This window comes from Ruegeria profundi, assembly GCF_001507545.1.
In the GTDB taxonomy this organism is placed as follows: Bacteria; Pseudomonadota; Alphaproteobacteria; order Rhodobacterales; family Rhodobacteraceae; genus Ruegeria; species Ruegeria profundi.
This window is the reverse complement of record NZ_LQBP01000002.1, coordinates 473,079-490,846: the sequence shown is the minus strand read 5'-3', so window position 1 is coordinate 490,846 and position 17,768 is coordinate 473,079. Positions and strand designations below refer to the sequence as shown.

At 54.8% G+C, this 17,768-nt stretch carries 13 protein-coding genes and 2 pseudogenes; 10 read left to right on the top strand and 5 right to left on the bottom strand.

The genetic code is table 11. The features are described 5' to 3' along the window. The first annotated feature begins 207 nt into the window (after positions 1-207). On the top strand, positions 208-1,716 hold the full coding sequence (locus AVO44_RS05735) for a methyl-accepting chemotaxis protein (protein ID WP_233421929.1): 1,509 nt from the start codon (positions 208-210) through the stop codon (positions 1,714-1,716). A 74-nt stretch (positions 1,717-1,790) separates the two neighbouring features. Beyond that, positions 1,791-2,358, top strand: a pseudogene (locus AVO44_RS21535) (transposase); the annotation flags it as partial. Positions 2,359-2,510: 152 nt separating this feature from the next. Here the strand turns inward: AVO44_RS21535 and AVO44_RS05720 are convergent. Then, the gene (locus AVO44_RS05720; RefSeq protein WP_068333817.1) at positions 2,511-3,527 is read right to left on the bottom strand and encodes a GntR family transcriptional regulator; all 1,017 of its coding nucleotides are present in this window, start codon (positions 3,525-3,527) and stop codon (positions 2,511-2,513) included. A 179-nt stretch (positions 3,528-3,706) separates the two neighbouring features. Between AVO44_RS05720 and AVO44_RS05715 the strand changes: the two genes are divergently transcribed. The 8 genes from AVO44_RS05715 (at position 3,707) to AVO44_RS05680 (ending at position 13,708) form a co-directional block, all read left to right on the top strand. Continuing rightward, on the top strand, positions 3,707-5,215 hold the full coding sequence (locus tag AVO44_RS05715; protein WP_068333815.1) for an NCS1 family transporter: 1,509 nt from the start codon (positions 3,707-3,709) through the stop codon (positions 5,213-5,215). Between the two features lie 50 nt (positions 5,216-5,265). After that, positions 5,266-6,612 carry an amidase family protein gene (locus AVO44_RS05710; RefSeq protein WP_157769932.1) on the top strand — a complete coding sequence of 449 codons (1,347 nt, stop codon included), beginning with the start codon at positions 5,266-5,268 and terminating at the stop codon, positions 6,610-6,612. An 11-nt stretch (positions 6,613-6,623) separates the two neighbouring features. Then, on the top strand, positions 6,624-7,505 hold the full coding sequence (locus AVO44_RS05705; RefSeq protein ID WP_068333809.1) for a polysaccharide deacetylase family protein: 882 nt from the start codon (positions 6,624-6,626) through the stop codon (positions 7,503-7,505). A 368-nt stretch (positions 7,506-7,873) separates the two neighbouring features. Next, positions 7,874-8,839: a CobW family GTP-binding protein gene (locus AVO44_RS05700; protein WP_068333806.1), complete on the top strand. Its 966-nt coding sequence runs from the start codon at positions 7,874-7,876 to the stop codon at positions 8,837-8,839. A 15-nt stretch (positions 8,840-8,854) separates the two neighbouring features. Further along, positions 8,855-10,039, top strand: coding sequence for an ABC transporter substrate-binding protein (locus AVO44_RS05695; RefSeq protein ID WP_068333803.1), 1,185 nt, complete (start codon positions 8,855-8,857; stop codon positions 10,037-10,039). Between the two features lie 415 nt (positions 10,040-10,454). Continuing rightward, positions 10,455-11,426 carry a transcriptional regulator GcvA gene (gene gcvA, locus AVO44_RS05690; RefSeq protein ID WP_338057279.1) on the top strand — a complete coding sequence of 324 codons (972 nt, stop codon included), beginning with the start codon at positions 10,455-10,457 and terminating at the stop codon, positions 11,424-11,426. Between the two features lie 97 nt (positions 11,427-11,523). Beyond that, positions 11,524-12,207: a DUF1989 domain-containing protein gene (locus AVO44_RS05685; RefSeq protein WP_068334072.1), complete on the top strand. Its 684-nt coding sequence runs from the start codon at positions 11,524-11,526 to the stop codon at positions 12,205-12,207. Next, positions 12,197-13,708, top strand: a complete 1,512-nt coding sequence (locus tag AVO44_RS05680) for an amidohydrolase family protein (protein ID WP_068333798.1) — start codon at positions 12,197-12,199, stop codon at positions 13,706-13,708. The genes AVO44_RS05685 and AVO44_RS05680 overlap by 11 nt, the downstream gene beginning before the upstream one ends. Positions 13,709-13,922: 214 nt before the next feature. Here the strand turns inward: AVO44_RS05680 and AVO44_RS20595 are convergent. The 4 genes and pseudogenes from AVO44_RS20595 to AVO44_RS05655 all read right to left on the bottom strand — a co-directional run bounded on the left by AVO44_RS20595 (position 13,923) and on the right by AVO44_RS05655 (position 17,756). Continuing rightward, positions 13,923-14,374: pseudogene (locus AVO44_RS20595) on the bottom strand (DDE-type integrase/transposase/recombinase). 102 nt (positions 14,375-14,476) lie between these two features. After that, positions 14,477-15,982 (bottom strand): mannitol dehydrogenase family protein, encoded by a 1,506-nt coding sequence (locus AVO44_RS05665; RefSeq protein ID WP_068333790.1) that lies wholly within the window; start codon positions 15,980-15,982, stop codon positions 14,477-14,479. Continuing rightward, positions 15,982-16,755 carry an L-iditol 2-dehydrogenase gene (locus tag AVO44_RS05660; protein ID WP_068333786.1) on the bottom strand — a complete coding sequence of 258 codons (774 nt, stop codon included), beginning with the start codon at positions 16,753-16,755 and terminating at the stop codon, positions 15,982-15,984. The genes AVO44_RS05665 and AVO44_RS05660 overlap by 1 nt, the downstream gene beginning before the upstream one ends. Continuing rightward, positions 16,752-17,756: an ABC transporter ATP-binding protein gene (locus AVO44_RS05655; RefSeq protein ID WP_068333784.1), complete on the bottom strand. Its 1,005-nt coding sequence runs from the start codon at positions 17,754-17,756 to the stop codon at positions 16,752-16,754. The genes AVO44_RS05660 and AVO44_RS05655 overlap by 4 nt, the downstream gene beginning before the upstream one ends. Between the last annotated feature and the right edge of the window lie 12 nt (positions 17,757-17,768).

The window sequence follows — 17,768 nt, the reverse complement described above, 5'->3', positions numbered from 1 at the left end:
GACCCAGACGGCCTAGGCGATGATCTCACTCAGGAAGCAAAAGCATTATAGGCGAGACACGGAAACCGGTACGATCTTTGGTCGCTGTTATCGCAACGACGAAGCAAGAACAATTTGGCAGTACCCAGTAAATAAATCCCACATTTGAAACCAGTCTTTTACCGTTTCCGCTTTACGAGAGCGAAACGCCGAAACTGCGTTTTACGTTTGGAAGGAAAGAAGATGTCACCCGAACACGCAAAAGTTCTCTCGAAGTTTGGCCTGAATGGCGAGGCGAGAGGCTACCTGACCAAGGGCGGGGAATTAATTGTCCCCCTGCTGCCGGAGGTTCTGGATCACTTCTACGCCATTATTACCGAAGACCCGGAAACGGCACGGTTCTTTCCCGACAAAGCCCTGATGGAACGCGCCAAGGCAGGGCAGCAGCGGCACTGGGAGATGCTTCTGTCCGGAGAATTCAGCGAGGCCTATTTTGCGTCAGCCTATCGCATTGGTCGGATCCACCCCAAGATCGGCCTGCCGTTTCTCTTTTATCTGTCTGGCTATGCGAACGTGACCTCCCATATCCAGGAGCTGTTGCTGAAAAAATACGGCGGCCTGAGCGGAGCATGGAGATACAGAAACCTGCCAGCAATTTTGACCGCTTTGACCCGTGCTTTTGCACTGGATACCCACATCATATTGGATGCGCATTTTGCAGCCGAGAGGGAAGAGCAAGAAGCCGCATTCCGGCATCTTATCGACGGCATTAGCCGGATGGCTGCACGGGATATGACCGCACCTATTCCTTCTCCTAAGGACAGCGACTTCCCCGAACGGTTCAACCCTGTCAGGGAATCCTTTAACGGGCTCATGCAGACGCTGCGCGAGACTATGGTCTCGGTCCAGGACACTGCCAACAGCCTGCACGTCATTGCGAATGAGGTTGCGCAATCGGCGGAGGACCTTTCCAAGCGCACCGAATCTCAGGCAGCCACTCTGGAAGAGACCGCAGCCGCTTTGGAGGAAATCACGGTAAGCATGCGATCGTCAGCGGAAGCAACAGCGGCAACCAACCGGACCGTCTCTGAGACGCGCATCCACGCTGAGCAAGGCACCGACGTGGTCAAAAATGCAATCCAGAAGATGCAGGAGATCGAGGAGTCATCCAGCAGAATTTCCCAGATCATCAGCGTGATTGATGATATCGCCTTCCAGACAAATCTGCTCGCACTCAATGCAGGTGTCGAAGCCGCTCGTGCTGGAGAATCCGGACGCGGGTTTGTCGTCGTGGCCTCGGAGGTGCGGTCGCTCGCACAGAAGACGACTGAATCGGCAAATGAAATCAAAACACTGATCAATGTCAGCTCGGCGCATGTGGAAAGCGGTGTGGCTCTTGTCGATGAAACAGGGAGCGCCCTTGATCGAATGGTTGCTGACATCAAACGGACATCGGAACTGACCGGGGATGTGGCGAGTTCCGCTCAGGAGCAATCGACAGGCCTTTCCGAAATTAACACCGGTGTTGTGCAGCTTGACCAGGTTACCCAGCAAAATGCTGCAATGGTCGAGCAGACAACGGCTGCAGCTCTTTCAATGCGGCAGGAGGTAAGCATGCTCGCTGAGCTTGTTGGGTCTTTCCAGGTCACCAGAAAAGAAAAGTATGCGACCGCAGAGGATGCCTCCAAGGACCACGCGCGACCTCCAGAGCTCCAGGTTGTCGGCGGGAAACCCTGAAGAGTATGAAGTGGACCGCGCTGCACATGGTTTGATCCGCGGTTGCGTGGCAAGTTTATGGCCGCATATCCTAAAAGGTTGATCCAGACCGGTTCGAGTGCGCTCTGGAAGACATCGAAACCGGGATTGCTCGGGTCGAGGCCGATGGCGAAGCCAATCCGCTTGTCACGCGGACGCGAACCCCGACGCCACGCAAGTCCAACCGGGTATCATTGCCCAAAGATTTGCCGCGCATCGAAGAGGTGACCGAGCTGGTCAGCACGGTGTGCTGTTTTGGCGCTGACCGGCATGTGATTGGCGAGGATGTCAGCGAGCGGCTTGATGTCGTAATCGCCCAGCTCCGCGTGGTCGTCACCCGCCGCCCGCAATATGCCTGCCGTTCCTGCGAAGAAGGCATCGTCCAAGCACCCGCTCCGGCGCACCTGATCCCATGTGGGATGCCGACCGAGGCCACCATTGCGCATGTGTCCCCTCGGCAGATTTGGCTTTGCCAAATCGCCTGCCGGTCAATGGGTGTCAAAATATGCGGATCACTGTCCGCTTTACAGGCAATCCCGGATCCTGATTTGTGCAGGCATCGAAATTCACCGGACCACTTTGGCTGATTGGGTCGGCAACGCCGCCTTCCATCTGGAACCGATGGGTATCGCCTGAAACAAAAGAGCGTCAGGCACGCTGCTATCTGCTCAATCTATTGCAGCGGTCCCGGCGAAAATGGTCTTCCCCGAACGCCTGAATGAGAAGTTGATCGTTTCTGATGGAAATCGGCTTGCGATCCGAAGCAGAAAATAAACCTATTTCTCTTTAAGCAATGCTGTTTGGTTTATCGAAACCGTTCCCTGGGTCAGATAGCTTGGCAGTTTTGGCGACGGCAAAACAGATAGAGTTTGTAGCCTTCTGCATGTCCGCTCCCGTGCTTCCAGAAGATGAAGTTCCAGCAGTGAAGCTGCATTCGCCGTTTCGTTGCGCGCTAGTGCTTCGAGAACCGAGATGTGTTCTTGAATAAGACGGCCTGCTGCAGGAGACCGGCCAAGAAGGAGGCGAAACATCTCATTGATTGCCAGGACCAGGCGCGATTTTTGGAGGACCTTGAGCAGATGGGTGTTCGTGCAGCCGGACAGCGCCTGAACATGCAGCGCATTCTCTAATTCCGAAAGGGCAGCCGCGCTTGGTTCAGCTTCCTGGCTGTTAAGTTCCTTGGCAAAGGCGAGGGCGCTATCAATGTGTGATTTTTCGATCCGCGGCGCGGCCTCTGCAAGGGCGACAGGCTCAAGCAAGATGCGCAATTGATAGTGGTTGCGCACATCTAAAGCGGTCAAAACCGGGAGCACCCATTTTGAGCGCTCACTCTTCTCGACAATGCCGGAACTACGAAGCTGGGAAAGCATGTCACGGACGACTGACCGGCTGACGGAAAAACGATCGGTTAGCCGCACTTCGTTAATTTGCAAAGGGCCAAAGGGTAGGGCGCGTATCAGTTCTTCGCGCAGGACTGGCAGCATTTGGTCAGTGTTGGAAACGGCCCGTGGGATCGTGCCACTTGTCTTCGAGTCAAACAAGGCCCGCTCGATCGAATCTCGGCGCGGAGGGGCGGAAGAATCACTTCCGACAAGAAAGCCGCGGCCGTCGAAACGCGTGATTAATTGCGTCGTGTGAAGCTCGGCTAGCGCCTTTCGGATGGTGGTTCTGCTGGCATCAAAATGTCGTGCCAAAGGTTCTTCGGTCAGAACTTGACCGGTCTCCAGCCGACCGGCTTTGATGGCGTCCCTGATTGCCTGAGAGATCGATATGTATCTGGGAATTATCGACAAATTCTTACCAAACCTTTGCGTTTTGCCCTGAAATTCTGGCCGTCGGCTGGAACTTGCAGAGCGCTAAGCCTCTCGCCGCTCAATATCCTAAGGGGCCAGATCACAAAACAAAAGACTTCTCTTTTTTAAAAAACGATCTTATGAATACGAAAAATCATTAATGTGCTGGAGGACACAGAATGGCACTTTCCGAAGCGACGGAGCAGAACCCGTATTCAGATGAAAGATCGCATCTACTAGAGGAGTCCATTCTACCGGTCTGGCTGAATCAGCGGACGATTGGTGGACTGGGATATGTGTGGATTTGGATTGGTATGGCGGTGATCATCGCAACGTTCCAGTTGGGTGCGGGCGGGGTCGCCGGGCTGCCCCTGACAACGGTGATCGCCACGATATTTCTCGCTAACCTTACGCTAGGTCTGGTAATGGCGCTCACGGCGGATATTGGCACCGAGCACGGCATCAGCTTTGCTGTCTATCTGCGGGCACCGTTTGGCACTGTTGGCACACATTTACCTTCGGTCACACGAGGGATCGTGGCGGCTGCTTGGTTCGGCATTCAGACCTACCTCGGAGCGCTCGCGCTAAACGGTATCGTGTCCTACTTCGGCGGGTTTGACAGCTGGGTATTCTGGTATATCGTTTTCGGACTGGTTCAGATCATCAATACCGCTATGGGTATCCGGGCCGTTCAGCTGCTTGCCAGTATTGCGGCGCCCGCGATCATCGCGATTTCGATCTGGATGTATTTCACCCTCGAGAACGTTGCTGCGGCAGGTGGACACAACATCTGGACCTTTGCCGGCGATGGGGAAATGAGCATTATCGCGCTCTTCGTGGCCAACATGGCATTCTGGTCGCCGCTTGCAGTGGATATCCCGAATATTACCCGGTTTTTGAAGACTGAAGGTGGCGAGAAAAGCTTCTTTCGGCGCAACCGCAATATTTTCATGGCGCAGTTCATCGCGCTGCCGGTGGCGCAGAGTTGGATCGCGCTGATCGGGGCAGTTTCATTTATCGCGACCGGTGACTGGAATCCGATCAACGTCATTCAGGAGCAGGGGACCGGGATAACGCTGATTGTTTTGCTGGTGATGGTAATCCTGGCGCAATGGTCCACCAACACCAGCGCAAACCTGATCCCTGCCGCGCTGACCTTCGTGAACGCTGGCGCACCGCGTATCACCTATGCGATGGGTATCTTGATTGCGGGTATCGTTGGCACACTCACTATGCCCTGGCTCATCCTGAACCATCTGTTCACCTATCTTGGCATGTATGGGGCAATGCTTTCTGCAGTGGGTGGTATCATGGTTTGCGACTATTTCCTGATCCGGGGTCGCCGCCTTAACGTACCCGAACTGTACCGTGAACACGGCCAGTTCCGTTACTTTGGCGGCTGGAACCCGGCGGGTCTGATTGCCTGGGTCGTTGGCGGTGGACTGGCACTGTATTTCATCCAATACGCCTATGTCGTTGGCTTCCCGACTGCGATGGTTGTGTATTTCATACTGATGAAAGTCTGGATTCTGCCGCGTCATGATCAGGCCGAGATCAAAGACCCGGACGATGAGAAATACCTTGCGACATCGGTGAACATGAACTGGGTCTACACGTCGGAAAGCGGAATGCAGCGGGTCAGAACCGCGGACATTCCAGCGGATGCGGTCGCCCGCGAAGACTTGTAAGTCGGGTCAATCCGGGCGGGTGCAGACCACACCCGCCCATGGAGAACATCATGACAGTATTTCACGAACATCACCCAGCCGAGGCAAAGACAGCCTCGGCGACCGACCAGACCGTCGCTGCGCTGCGGGCGCTGGAAAGCTGGAAGGTCTCAGGCGCCTGCACCGCCATCACGGCAGATCGCGCGATGAAGCTGGCAACGCAGGCTGAGGAACGGGCCGCTCATGGCCGGTCATTGGGGCCTTTGGACGGGATGCGTGTCGTTTGGAAGGACATCATAGATCAGAAGGGGCAGGTGACCACTTGCGGATCGGAGCTGCGCAAATCTGCGCCACCGGCGATGCAGGACGCGCGTTGTGTCGCGTTACTTGAGGCGGCCGGAGGAGTATCTCTTGCACGGACCGGGCTGTCGGAATTCGCCTTCTCAGGCCTTGGCATCAATCCGCATTTCGGCACGCCACCATCGGCCTTATCGGAGACGGTCCCGCTGCTGCCGGGGGGGTCAACGTCAGGATCCGCAGTTCTGGTTGCGGCTGGTCTGGCTGATCTGGGGGTCGGAACGGACACCTCAGGTTCCATCCGACTGCCTGCGGCGCTGAACGGCATTTATGGCTTCAAACCCAGTTCGAACCGTTATGACAGAGCTGGTGTTCACGAGCTGTCCCGGACTCTTGATACCGTTGGCACGCTGGCGCGGTCCTTTGACGTGCTGCGTTCGGCCGATCAAGTTCTGAGCATCCAACCGACCCCAAAACCCGACGCAGCGAAGACCGAAATACTGGACCTTTCAGATTCCTTAGGGCCGGCTTGGGGGCAGGATGTTTCTGCAGCCTATGAGGCGGCGCTTGGCCGTATCACAGCGGCTGGATGGACTGTGCGTCCTGCGCGTCTGAAATCGGTTGATGAGCTGCGTGTCTTGACCGCCTCTGAGGGGCCGTTGGTCGCAATCGAGGCTAGGCGGAAATATGCAGATCTGCTTGCCAGCGCACAGGCCAATAAGATTGATCCGATGATCCGCGCGCGGCTAGAGCAAGCACCGGTTCTCAGCGACGCGCAATATGCCGGTTACCTGCACAAGCGGGAACAGTTGATTTCTGCCGCCCGCGCCGAGATCGGGAACAGGCTGCTCGCCTTTCCTACAGTACCCTCGCTGCGCCATTCATTACCTGTTTACCAGAACGACCCAGACGCGGCACAGGAACTGAACGCCAGATTGCTGGCCGCCACAATGGTCGGCAGCCTTTTGGACTGGCCCGGTCTTGCTGTGCCGCTGCGCGACGCGGGTGGCCGGGTCGAGGGTTCGATCCTGCTATCGGCCGCGTCCGGAAATGACGATGGGCTGCTGTCCCAAGCCGAACGGCTCGTTCCCGCACTTACCCATCCAATCTTAAACACGTAAGGGAGAATGAAATGACAAAGAAAATTTTTGTCGCTTATGGCGTGGATGTCGATGCCGTTGCCGGCTGGCTCGGTTCATATGGCGGTGAGGATTCGCCTGACGACATCTCGCGCGGGATGTTCGCGGGTGAAGTCGGTTCGCCGAGATTGCTGAAACTGTTCGAAAAATATGGCATCAAGACAACCTGGTTCATTCCGGGCCACTCGATTGAGACCTTCCCCGAGGAAATGGCCGCGGTTGCCAAGGCAGGTCACGAAATCGGCATACACGGCTATTCGCATGAAAACCCAATTGCGATGACCCGAGAGCAGGAAACGGCCATCCTCGACAAGTCGATTGAGCTGGCAACAGCCCTGAGCGGCAAACGCCCGACCGGTTACGTTGCACCGTGGTGGGAGTTCTCGAATGTCACCAACGAACTGCTGCTGGAACGCGGGATCAAATACGACCACTCGCTGATGCACAATGATTTTCACCCCTACCGGGTGCGGGTCGGCGATAGCTGGACCAAGATCGACTATAGCCAGCATCCCGATAGCTGGATGAAGCCGCTGGAGCGGGGCGAGGAAACCGACCTGATCGAAATCCCTGCCAACTGGTATCTGGATGATCTGCCGCCGATGATGTTCATTAAAAAATCGCCGAACAGCCACGGTTTCGTCAATCCGCGCGATATTGAGCAAATGTGGAAGGATCAGTTCGATTACGTCTACCGCGAAAACGACTATGCCGTTTTCACCATGACCATTCACCCTGATGTTTCGGGCCGTCCACAGGTTCTGCTGATGCATGAGCGGCTGATCGAATACATCAACAGCCACGAGGGCGTGCAATGGGCCACCTTCGACGAGATCGCTGACGACTACAACGCACGAGCGCCACGCAAGTCGTGATCAAATCGGGCAGGCGGGACCGCGACCCGCCTGTCCGGTACAGAGGACCATAATATGTGCGGATTATGCGGAATATTTGGTACAGACAATCACTGGAGTGCCGCAGGGCGTGAAACAGGCGCTTCGGCAGATCCGGTGCAACGGCGTCGAGATCGTGCTGATCGAATTGCCGCAGTAAATCGGATGCTGGCCCACAGACGCATTCAACTTTCAGATTGGCAGGGTCAAAGTTACGTCCTACGAAATATGACCGGCCATACGGCCATTGTCAGCAACGTAACAGAAGTATGGGCCGCGCTGGAGACAGAATTCGGTAACAGCTTCGACCCATTGGACGAAGCGAACTTCCCTTGTGCGGAGGATGGGAAATGAGCCAACGGTCTCTTGTTCCAATCACTCTTCTGACAGGTTTTCTGGGTGCAGGAAAAACGACATGGCTCTCAGCTGCGTTGCAGAGTGAAACTGCCGACCGGGTCGCAGTTCTTGTGAATGAATTTGGTGAGGTTGGCATTGATCACATATTGGTCGGGGAAATTGCGCCGGACACTGTGCTGCTCAACTCAGGGTGCGTCTGCTGCCAGATTCGCGGGGAACTGAAAGACGCGATTCTGAATTTGTTAACTCGGGCCCACTGCGGCGAAATCCCTCAATTTGACCGAATTGTAATAGAAACCACCGGGCTGGCCGATCCATCACAGATCCTTTCCACGCTAACTTTCGACCCAGTGCTGCATAACCAGGTCGTCTTGCAGGATGTTGTTACCGTGGTCGACGTAATGAACGGTGCATCTTTGCATGCTGATCAGCCTGAATGGGTCGCGCAAGTGGCCGCAGCCAGCACGATCCTGATATCAAAAACAGATCTTGTTCCGGAAGCTTTACTGCCGGACCTGCAGCTACGGCTAAGTTTGATCAACCCGGTCGCACGACAACTGGACGCCCAGCAAAATCTGACGTTCGCTGATATTACGTCCAGTTCGAGCATCGACCTGAACAGCCTGCAGTTTCCCGGGTCGGCCCATCGCGACGGTACCGGGGCGGCGACCCTTGGCCTGACTTTTGACACGTCACTGGACTGGACATCTTTTGTAGTCTGGCTGTCTGCTGTGATCCAACGACACGGTGCCAATCTTCTGCGCGTAAAATGCTTGTTGAAAACGCAAGAAGGGGTTGTTCTGATTGATGGCGTTGGACACACGCTGCATCACCCGCGTCATCTTGACAGTGAAATCGCTTCCAATCAAAAGTCGCACCTCGTATTCATTGCGCGTGATCTCGATATGGTTCGATTGCGCGCTTCTTTCGAAGCTTTCTTGAACGTAAAGGTATCGTAACGGGCGGAGTGAAGAATGTCTGAGCCAGTGACAACGCCCTTTGTGAACACCACTCCGGCGGTGCTTCGCGTGTTGGGTACTGGCGTGACGCTGATCGATACGATTCATGCCTCTGCCGAGGCCGATCTGGGGATCCGTCTGGAGTTTACCGCTTTGGATGGGATCAAGTCACAACGTCGAGGCGTGCTGGCGCCAGACAGTTTTGATATCTACGATCAGTGGTTTCACGATCTTGACCTGGTATGGCCAGCAAGGTCACTGCGCCCGATTGATGTGGCCCGGATCAAGTGTTGGGACCAGGTAAGCAACTGGGCTGTATTGCGCCCCGAGCCAAACAGCCATGTACCAAGCGGAACACCTCTGGACCGGCTTTATGTGCAGGAAAATGGCGAATTAGGAAGCGCTGTCTCTGGGCGTATTTCGATGCTGCCGACAGTCTACAACGCCGACAGTTTTGCAATCGTAGGAGAAAGCTCCGTACCCGAACCTACCAGTTGGGGAGATCTTTTATCTGAACAATGGCGCGGTCGCGTCGCTATTCAGGCAGACGCCGCCATTGGTGTGCCCGACCTTCTACTGGCTTTGCGTGCGCGGGGTGAGTTTCTTTGTGACAACCCCGGCAATTTGACCTTAAACGAAATCAAAAGCTTCATCCGGTTGGTCAAGCAATATCAACTTGCGGGTCATTTTGCTGGTTTCTGGACTGACAGAACACCCAGCCCCGATAACGGCGCCACGCTGTCGACAATGTGGTGGTCGAACTATCTGTCTCAAAAGGCAAAAGGCATACCAATTCGGATGTGTTCTCCTTCGGAAGGGTATCGGGGATGGTGCGGAGGTATGGCGCTTTCGCAGAAAATGGATAAGCGCACGGAAGAGCTTGCATACGCCTATTTGAACTGGTGGTTGTCGGGCCCGGCTGGTGCAATCATGGCCCGCAATGGCGCATACATGGTTGCTCCGGATGCGGTACGCAAAAACCTTTCTGTCAATGAATGGAATTTCTGGTATGGCGGAGAGCCGGCCGTTTCGAAAATACATGATGCCTTTGGCAACGTCGTCTACTTACCCGGCGAACGTCGCGAAGGCGGTAGTTACGAGACCCGGCAAGGGCAAATCGCAATCTGGAATTCCGTGATGGAGGAACACAATTTCCTGGTGAGGTTGTGGGATTTAATCACCATGGATGCACTCATATAGTGACAGTGTAACGGTGCCATGTGCCGAAAAAATTGGGCCGCCAACAATGGCTCGACAGTCAGCCAAAACGGACACTGGTCCTCTTAAATTTTGTCAGCGGGCTTGCCGAACCCTGAAAATCTGGTCTTAGGGCGGGGGTCGCTTTGGCATACCGAATCCGCCTTACTAAATTGTTTATTCTGCTACTATTCCGCGAGCAACAAGTGTGCATCAGCTTTCGCATTAGCTACAAAGGCAGTGTGGCGCTTATCGCCAAGTTCCTGACATTCTGTTGCGGCTTCGTATATCCGCTGAGCGCCAACATACATTCGACGCGTGAACTCGTCCCAAAACTCTAACGCCGAACACGGAGCAAGTTAGCTCAATTCACCTCATTTCCAAGAATTTCACGCATACGCGTAATGGCAATTAGGGTATGATGTTATTGAGTCTGAACGAAATAGAAGGAAGGCCGCGCAGCATGGCGAGGATACCGTCATTGAAGAGCATTCAGGCCTTTGAGGCCGCTTGCCGACATCTGAGCTTTAAGGACGCCGCAGATGAGTTGTGCGTGACGCCGACAGCCGTGTCACATCAAATTAAGTCGTTGGAAGAACAACTGGGCGTATCTCTTTTTCACCGGTTGACGCGTGCGCTGAAGCTGACGGAGGAAGGTGCCAACTACGCTCCTTACATAATCGCCGCTTTCAAGAGTATTGAGGCCGGCTCTCTCGCCCTTGAGGAAGACGTGCTGGGTGGGACCTTGACCATTTCAACGACTGGTTCATTTGCCGCCAATTGGCTTAGTCCCAGGCTGCGCAGTTTTTACGAGGAATATCCTGAAATCTCGGTTCGCGTTTTGTCCAGCGATCAATTGGTGGATTTCAAGTCAAGTAACGTAGACGTTGCTATTCGCTATGGGTTTGGTGACTATCCTGACAGTAATGTCGTCTGGGTTTTGAATGACCGGGTCGCACCCGTTTGCAGCATTGAAAAGGCAAGAGAACTGACGTCGCCTGCCGATTTGCTGGAGGCAAAGCTGATAGAATATCAGTGGAGTGGGTACTCCGAGGCGGATCCAAGCTGGGAGCGGTGGATGGATGTTGTCGGGCTGAAGGACAGCAACGTCGAACCCTACGTCACTTACTCTGAAGAACATATCTGCTTATTGACCGCTAGTGACGGCCATGGGGTTGCATTGGTCAGCCTTTTGGCCGCCGCGCGTTTTCTGGAAAAGGAAATGCTGGTCGCACCTTTTGACACGTCGCTGGAAAACAAGAGTTACTACCTTGTTTGCCCTGAAACTTACGCCAATCGCGCTCGGGTGCGGGTATTCCGTGAGTGGTTGCTGGATCAGGCGGACGAGTTTCGCGACAGTGCAGTGGGCCAGAGGTTTTTCGAGGACTGAACCCGCAAAACCGATCTAATCCATCGGTTGAATTTTTGTCATTTCTCAATTGTGCCAAAGCATGCGTTTCTGGACTCTCAAACAGGAGTTTCCGCTTATGCAGCAATATATCCCGTCGCAACCCGATGGCTTTAACAAAAGTATGAAAAGCGCCATTTCTGATGACGGCGTCCCGGTGCTTTCAAAGCACTACGTTGTTCCCGCGCGATGTGGTGTGGCAGTTCGTTTGGCTGCAGGGCACAGTCTGACAATCACCAATCCGACGGGCTGGCAAGTCTGTGATTTCTGGGCGTTTAATGCGAGTGATACTCAGGAATACATGTCGATGCCACACGTTCATACAGATCTTCTTTCCATCTCTCCCGAAGTGGGTGACAAACTGGTCAGCAATCTGCGCAACCCTTTGTTGACCGTGATCCAAGACAGCTCACCTGGTGTACACGACACGCTTATCGCAGCCTGCGACGCCAATCGATACAAACAGCTTGGTTGTGCGGAATATCATGACAATTGTGCCGACAATCTCAGGCAAGCAATGATTGCAATTGGGCAAGTGGCACCCGTTGTGCCTGCGCCCTTCAACCTTTGGATGAACGTTCCGGTCCTTGTCGAAGGCGGACTTCAATGGGCGCCGCCAGTTTCCAAGCCAGGCGACACGATAACTTTCAAAGCAGAGATGTCGGTCTATGCGGTCATGTCTGCATGTCCGCAGGACATTACACCGGTCAATGGGGATGAAGGTACACCCAGCTCGTTGGAATTTGTTGTAAATGCCGGCTGATAGTAGAGCCATATTCGCGGCAAAGTGGGTCATTGTTGATGCGTTTCACAGTCATAAGAACCACGCGATTTATGTCAGCCAGGGAAAAATCTGCGACCTTGCACCGTTTCCGGAACTAAGGTCGCGCTACCCTGAAGCAACGCTGCACAAAGACGAAAGTACCGTGATCGCACCGGGTTTCGTGAATGCTCACCACCATTGTTTTGGGGTGAATCTGGTGAATCAAGGGATTTTTGACGATGTCTTGGAACCTTGGATTTTGTCCGCTGCCGGAGCTGCGGACATCTCGTCCAGAACGGCCACAGAATACGCCTCACTACGGCTACTAAAAAGCGGGGTAACGGCCGTTGTGGATTGCTGTACAGCCGCAGAGACCGTGGCGCTTTCCGAAAGTAAAATCAGGGAAAAAATCCAAGTATTTTCGAGTCTGGGTCTTGCCTGCGCAGTCGCACCCGGAGAACGCTGGCAAAATCGGCTGGTGCACCCCGATGGGCAGGATCAAGCTTTCCTTGCGTCATTGCCTGAAAGCTTAAGAGGAACGCTGCAGCGCAAACACATTTCTCGCAAACGCTTGGAACCGGAAAACTACGTAAACCTGATTTCCCGATTACACGAAGAATACCGGGGAACGGATACCGTGGATATTTGGTTTGGGCCAACGGCACCCCACTGGACGGGGCGACGGCTTTTGCGCGACATCGGCCGAACGGTACGGGAAAAAGGTGTGCGCGTTCAAACCCACGCGGAAGAGTCCTTACTGCAACATCGGACCATTGGGGGTGCTGATTTTCCGACTTCCATTAGCGAATTGGCCCAGTCCGGCTTGTTAAGTGAAAATCTGTCGTTGGCGCACATGGTCTGGGCCGATGACAAAGATCTGAACCGTGTTGCCGATATGGGGGCTCATATCGTTTGCAACCCCAGTTCAAATTTGCGGTTGCGGTGTGGGATCGCGCGCGCACCAAGAATGAAGAGTTTGGGGATAAATCTTGCGCTTGGGATGGATGGCACGAGCCTGGCAAATGATGATGACATGTTCGCAGAGATGCGCCTGGCCCGGAACCTCTATTGGTCTGACGATCCGACACAACCGGACCTGAGCGCACAAGACGTCTTTGACATGGCAACAATGGGCGGCGCGCGCCTGATGGGTATGGATCAACACATTGGCAGCCTCTCAATTGGCAAACGCGCCGATTTTCAAATTGTAAACCTGAACCGCCTGAAAGGACCTTGGCTGGCCGAGCATGTTGATCCGGTTGAGCTGCTGGTGAGCAGTGCAAAGTCTACGGACATCCAAAAGGTTTACACTGGCGGTTCATTGGCAGTTGTAGACGGAGAAACATGTGGTCGCGACGAGCACGATGTTCTTCAGAACGTGGCCGAAGAAATGCAACGCGCAACCGACCAAAAACTCAGCACGAAGGACTACGCCACCCTTAGGTCTTGCCTGATGCGCTGGTACGAGAACTGGTTGGCAGACAACGTCAGACCTGCGTGACAAAAGAGCAGGACACTGAAAAATAAAATCGTCCGGCACAATGGCGCAAGAAGCGCCCGTGCAATCACATCTGGTATTGGTGCAGATTGTCTGATCCACTTTCAAAAGCAACCTATGGTCATGATCGGCTGTATCCAATTTCCATAGGCAGATATGGACCAACGGCATTGCCAAGTTGTTTTCTGCAGTGTCTGAAAAATTGGCACAGACTGGTTCATACTGCTGTTTCGGCAGTGTAGTTGGCCCAGAGGTTAAATGCATCGTTGCGGGCGTGGCGGTATGAGGCGGCGGTGAGTTGATAACGGCAGGGGCAGAAGATCAGATCGATCCGGTCATGCGCGGACAGAAACCTCTGAGCTAGCCAGTTGGATTTGAACCAACCGAACATCTTCGCCCGTTTGTGGGCCTGTCTGTGCGATACTTCGATCGCGGTGTTGAGACCTTTGTGGGCGCGGCGGTCAGTGTCTGGGGCCAGAGCTTTGATTGGTTTAATATAGCTGCGCAATTTGTTGGTGATCACGACCCATAGTTGGCCAAACTGCGAAACCAGTCTTTGAAAAACCGCTTCTCGGCTTTTGCATTCCTGCGCGTTTGCACGAGAATATCGACAACACCTCCATTTGCGTCGATCGCCCGCCACAGCCGGATTGCTTCCCAAATGACCATCACACCCCGCGCTGCCAACAGGATCTCGACAAGTGCCGTGTTCAGAAGCGCGGCGAATTGGTCGATATTCTCACGGCACTGACATAGCTTTATCAAACCTGGTCAACAACTTGGCAATACCACATATTCAGCTAAAGCCGCCCGGCTGCCACTTTCCCAGATCAAGTTCAGCCAGTGGGCAAAGGCCCTAGAAAACTGCGTTTCGCTGCCAAAGTCACCATAGTATTGGCGTTGTTCGACCCAAAGGGCTGGATCAGCTTTGGACGCCAGCGCGGTTTTCTGCAAACTCTCCCATTGGGGGTCGTTGGGGGCAATTTCAGAACCATCCTCACGGACACCCGCACACATCCGGCACCAGAACGCCGCGGCCAATGCGAGCCCGTTTGTGGATGACCCTGACGCAAGTGCATCGCGCAGGGATGGCAGTAAAAATCCGGGATGCCGTGCAGATCCGTCAAACGCCACCCGGCGCGTTGTATCGTGAATCGCGGTGTTGGCAAATCGCTTTGCAACCAGCCCAAGATACTCCGTCGATGTCGTTCCGGGGACAGCCTTCACATGGGGCAGGATTTCTTCAGCTTGAACTTTCTGGAAAAACGCCGCGATATCTGGGTCGTGCATACAGCCTGAAATCGTCGGTACATTCAGAATTTCCCCGACATTTGCGAGCAACTGGTGGCCCCCGTTCAATATCCGAAGTTTCATAGCTTCATAGCTGTGAACATCGTGGGTCAGCGTTACCCCGACCTGTTCGAGGGGTGGACGCCCGGCGCAGAAGTCATCCTCGATCACCCATTGGCGAAAATTCTCATGTGAAACTGGAGCACGATCGTCGAGGCCGAGCGCGAGGCATTGCGAGACGACATGGTCTGTCGTCGCGGGTACAATGCAATCCACCATCGAATTGGGGAACGCACTGTTTTCGTCAATCCAATCAGCCAGATCCGGGTCGGACATACGCGCCAGGCCAACTACGCAGTTGCGCAGAATTGCGCCGTTTCCCTGAAGGTTGTCGCAGCTCAGCGTCGTAAATGGTTTGATACCACCGGCCCGGCGTTGCTTTAGCGCTGCAACTATGGCGCCAAAGGCCGTGCGGGGCTGGTTCGGGTTTTCCGCGTCATGGCGAATATCTTCTTGATCAGTGTCCAAGATCCCGGAGTTGGCATCCAGATAATAACCGCCCTCGGTTACTGTCAGCGACACAATCCGTATGGAAGGATCAACCATCTGCCGTATCAGAGCAGCGTTGCCCGCCTCAATCGGCAGGTAGTCAATCATCGGACCAATCACCTCGGCTGATATCCCATGCGGATCCAGTTCAATGAGCGTTGTCAGACAGTCCTGCGCAAGCAGTCTTTCTCGCATCTCGGCGTCATAACTTCGTACGCCAGCCCCGATGATTGCCCAGTCATGGGCCTGTCCATGCTGCAATAGCTGGTGAATATACCAAGCCTGGTGTGCGCGATGAAAATTGCCTAGTCCGATGTGTACTATGCCCGGACTCAGATCCGTTACCTGGTACGTCGGCACTTTGACAGTCGCTGGCAGGTTTGACAGGTTGTCACGCCGCAGCCGCACCGGAGGTTTTGCATTCGCCACAGGGTCCATCAGCTCATCCAGTTTCCGCCATCGACGTTGTAGGTTTGTGCGACGATGTACTTGGCCTCATCCGAGGCGAGAAATACCGCCATGCCGGTCAGGTCTTCAGCGCGCCCCATCCGGCCATAGGGAATGGCTGCTGCCACTTCGCGCTTCTTTTGGCCGGGGGGTTTGCCTTCATGTTTCGCGAAAAACGCATCAACGCCGTCCCAGTGTTCGCCGTCGACTACACCGGGGGCAATGGCATTTACGTTTATTCCATGAGAGATCAGGTTTAGGCCTGCCGATTGTGTCAGAGAGATGATTGCCGCTTTGCTGGCGCAGTAGACCGCAACCAAAGGCTCGCCCCGCCGTCCGGCCTGCGACGCCATGTTAATGATCCGACCTCTTGTTCCCTGCGCGATCATGTGGCGGGCGACCGCTTGCATTGTGAAAAGCACGCCAGCGACGTTGATGTCAAAAACGCGGTTGTAGTCGGCACGCTCGATCTCAACGATTGGTGCGGCAGTGAAGATAGCAGCGTTGTTGATCAGAATGTCGATGGGTCCGAAACGGTCGGTTGTTTTCTCTACGGCCTCGTCGATGCTTTGCTGATTGGTCACGTCCATTTTGATGGCGAATGCTGCCTCGCCAATCTCTGCGGCCGCACCCCGCGCACGCTGGATGTCGATATCAGCTATCGCGACGCGCGCGCCCTCTGCCACATAGGCCTTGGCAAAGGCGAACCCGATGCCGCGCGCGGCCCCTGTGATCAGGGCGGTTTTGCCTGCCAGACGTGTCATTCGATCCGCAAGCCTTTCGCGTTAAATCGATGGATTACATCGGCCCGTGGTGTCAGATGAATGCGGTCCCCGTGGCGGAAGCCGACCTCGCCATCGGCACGGACGGTAATCGTTTCTGCCAGACCGGTTTCGTGAATATGGAAGAACGTGTCAGATCCAAGGTGTTCCGAAACGCTGACGACCCCGGACCAGTCACCTTCGGATTCCGAAACTGCGATGTGTTCAGGCCGGATTCCGATGGTGTGAGCCCCGTGTTTTGCTGCTTCGGGTCCCTCGATAAAGTTCATCTTTGGTGAGCCTATGAACCCGGCGACAAACAGGTTGCGCGGCGTCCGATAAAGCTCCAGCGGGCTGCCGACTTGCTCGATCACTCCGGCTTGAAGCACGACGATCTTGTCGGCCATGGTCATGGCTTCGACCTGATCGTGGGTCACGTAGATCATTGTGGTCGCCAGACGCTCATGCAATTCACTGATTTCCAACCGCATGCCAACGCGCAGTGCGGCGTCGAGGTTCGACAGCGGTTCATCGAACAGGAACGCAGCGGGCTCGCGAACAATCGCCCGACCTATGGCAACACGCTGGCGCTGGCCACCGGATAACTGGCCAGGACGACGGTCAAGATAGTCTGTCAGGTTCAAAACGGCTGCCGCGCCTTCGACGCGTTTGTCGATTTCGGCCTGATCCAGCTTCGCCATGCGCAGAGGGAACGCGATGTTCTTGCGTACCGTCATATGCGGGTAAAGTGCGTAGGACTGGAACACCATCGCCAACCCACGTCTTGCGGGGGGTACGTCGGTGGCATCTGCCCCATCAATGTCGATAGAGCCCGAAGTGATATCCTCCAGCCCTGCAATCAAGCGTAAAAGCGTGGACTTGCCGCAACCCGAAGGTCCAACAAAGACTGTGAACTCACCGTCCTCGATGGTCAGGTCCAGCGGAGGAATGACCTCAACATCGCCGAAGCTTTTGGTCACGGACTTGAGTTGAATACGTCCCATGAGAAGTCTTCC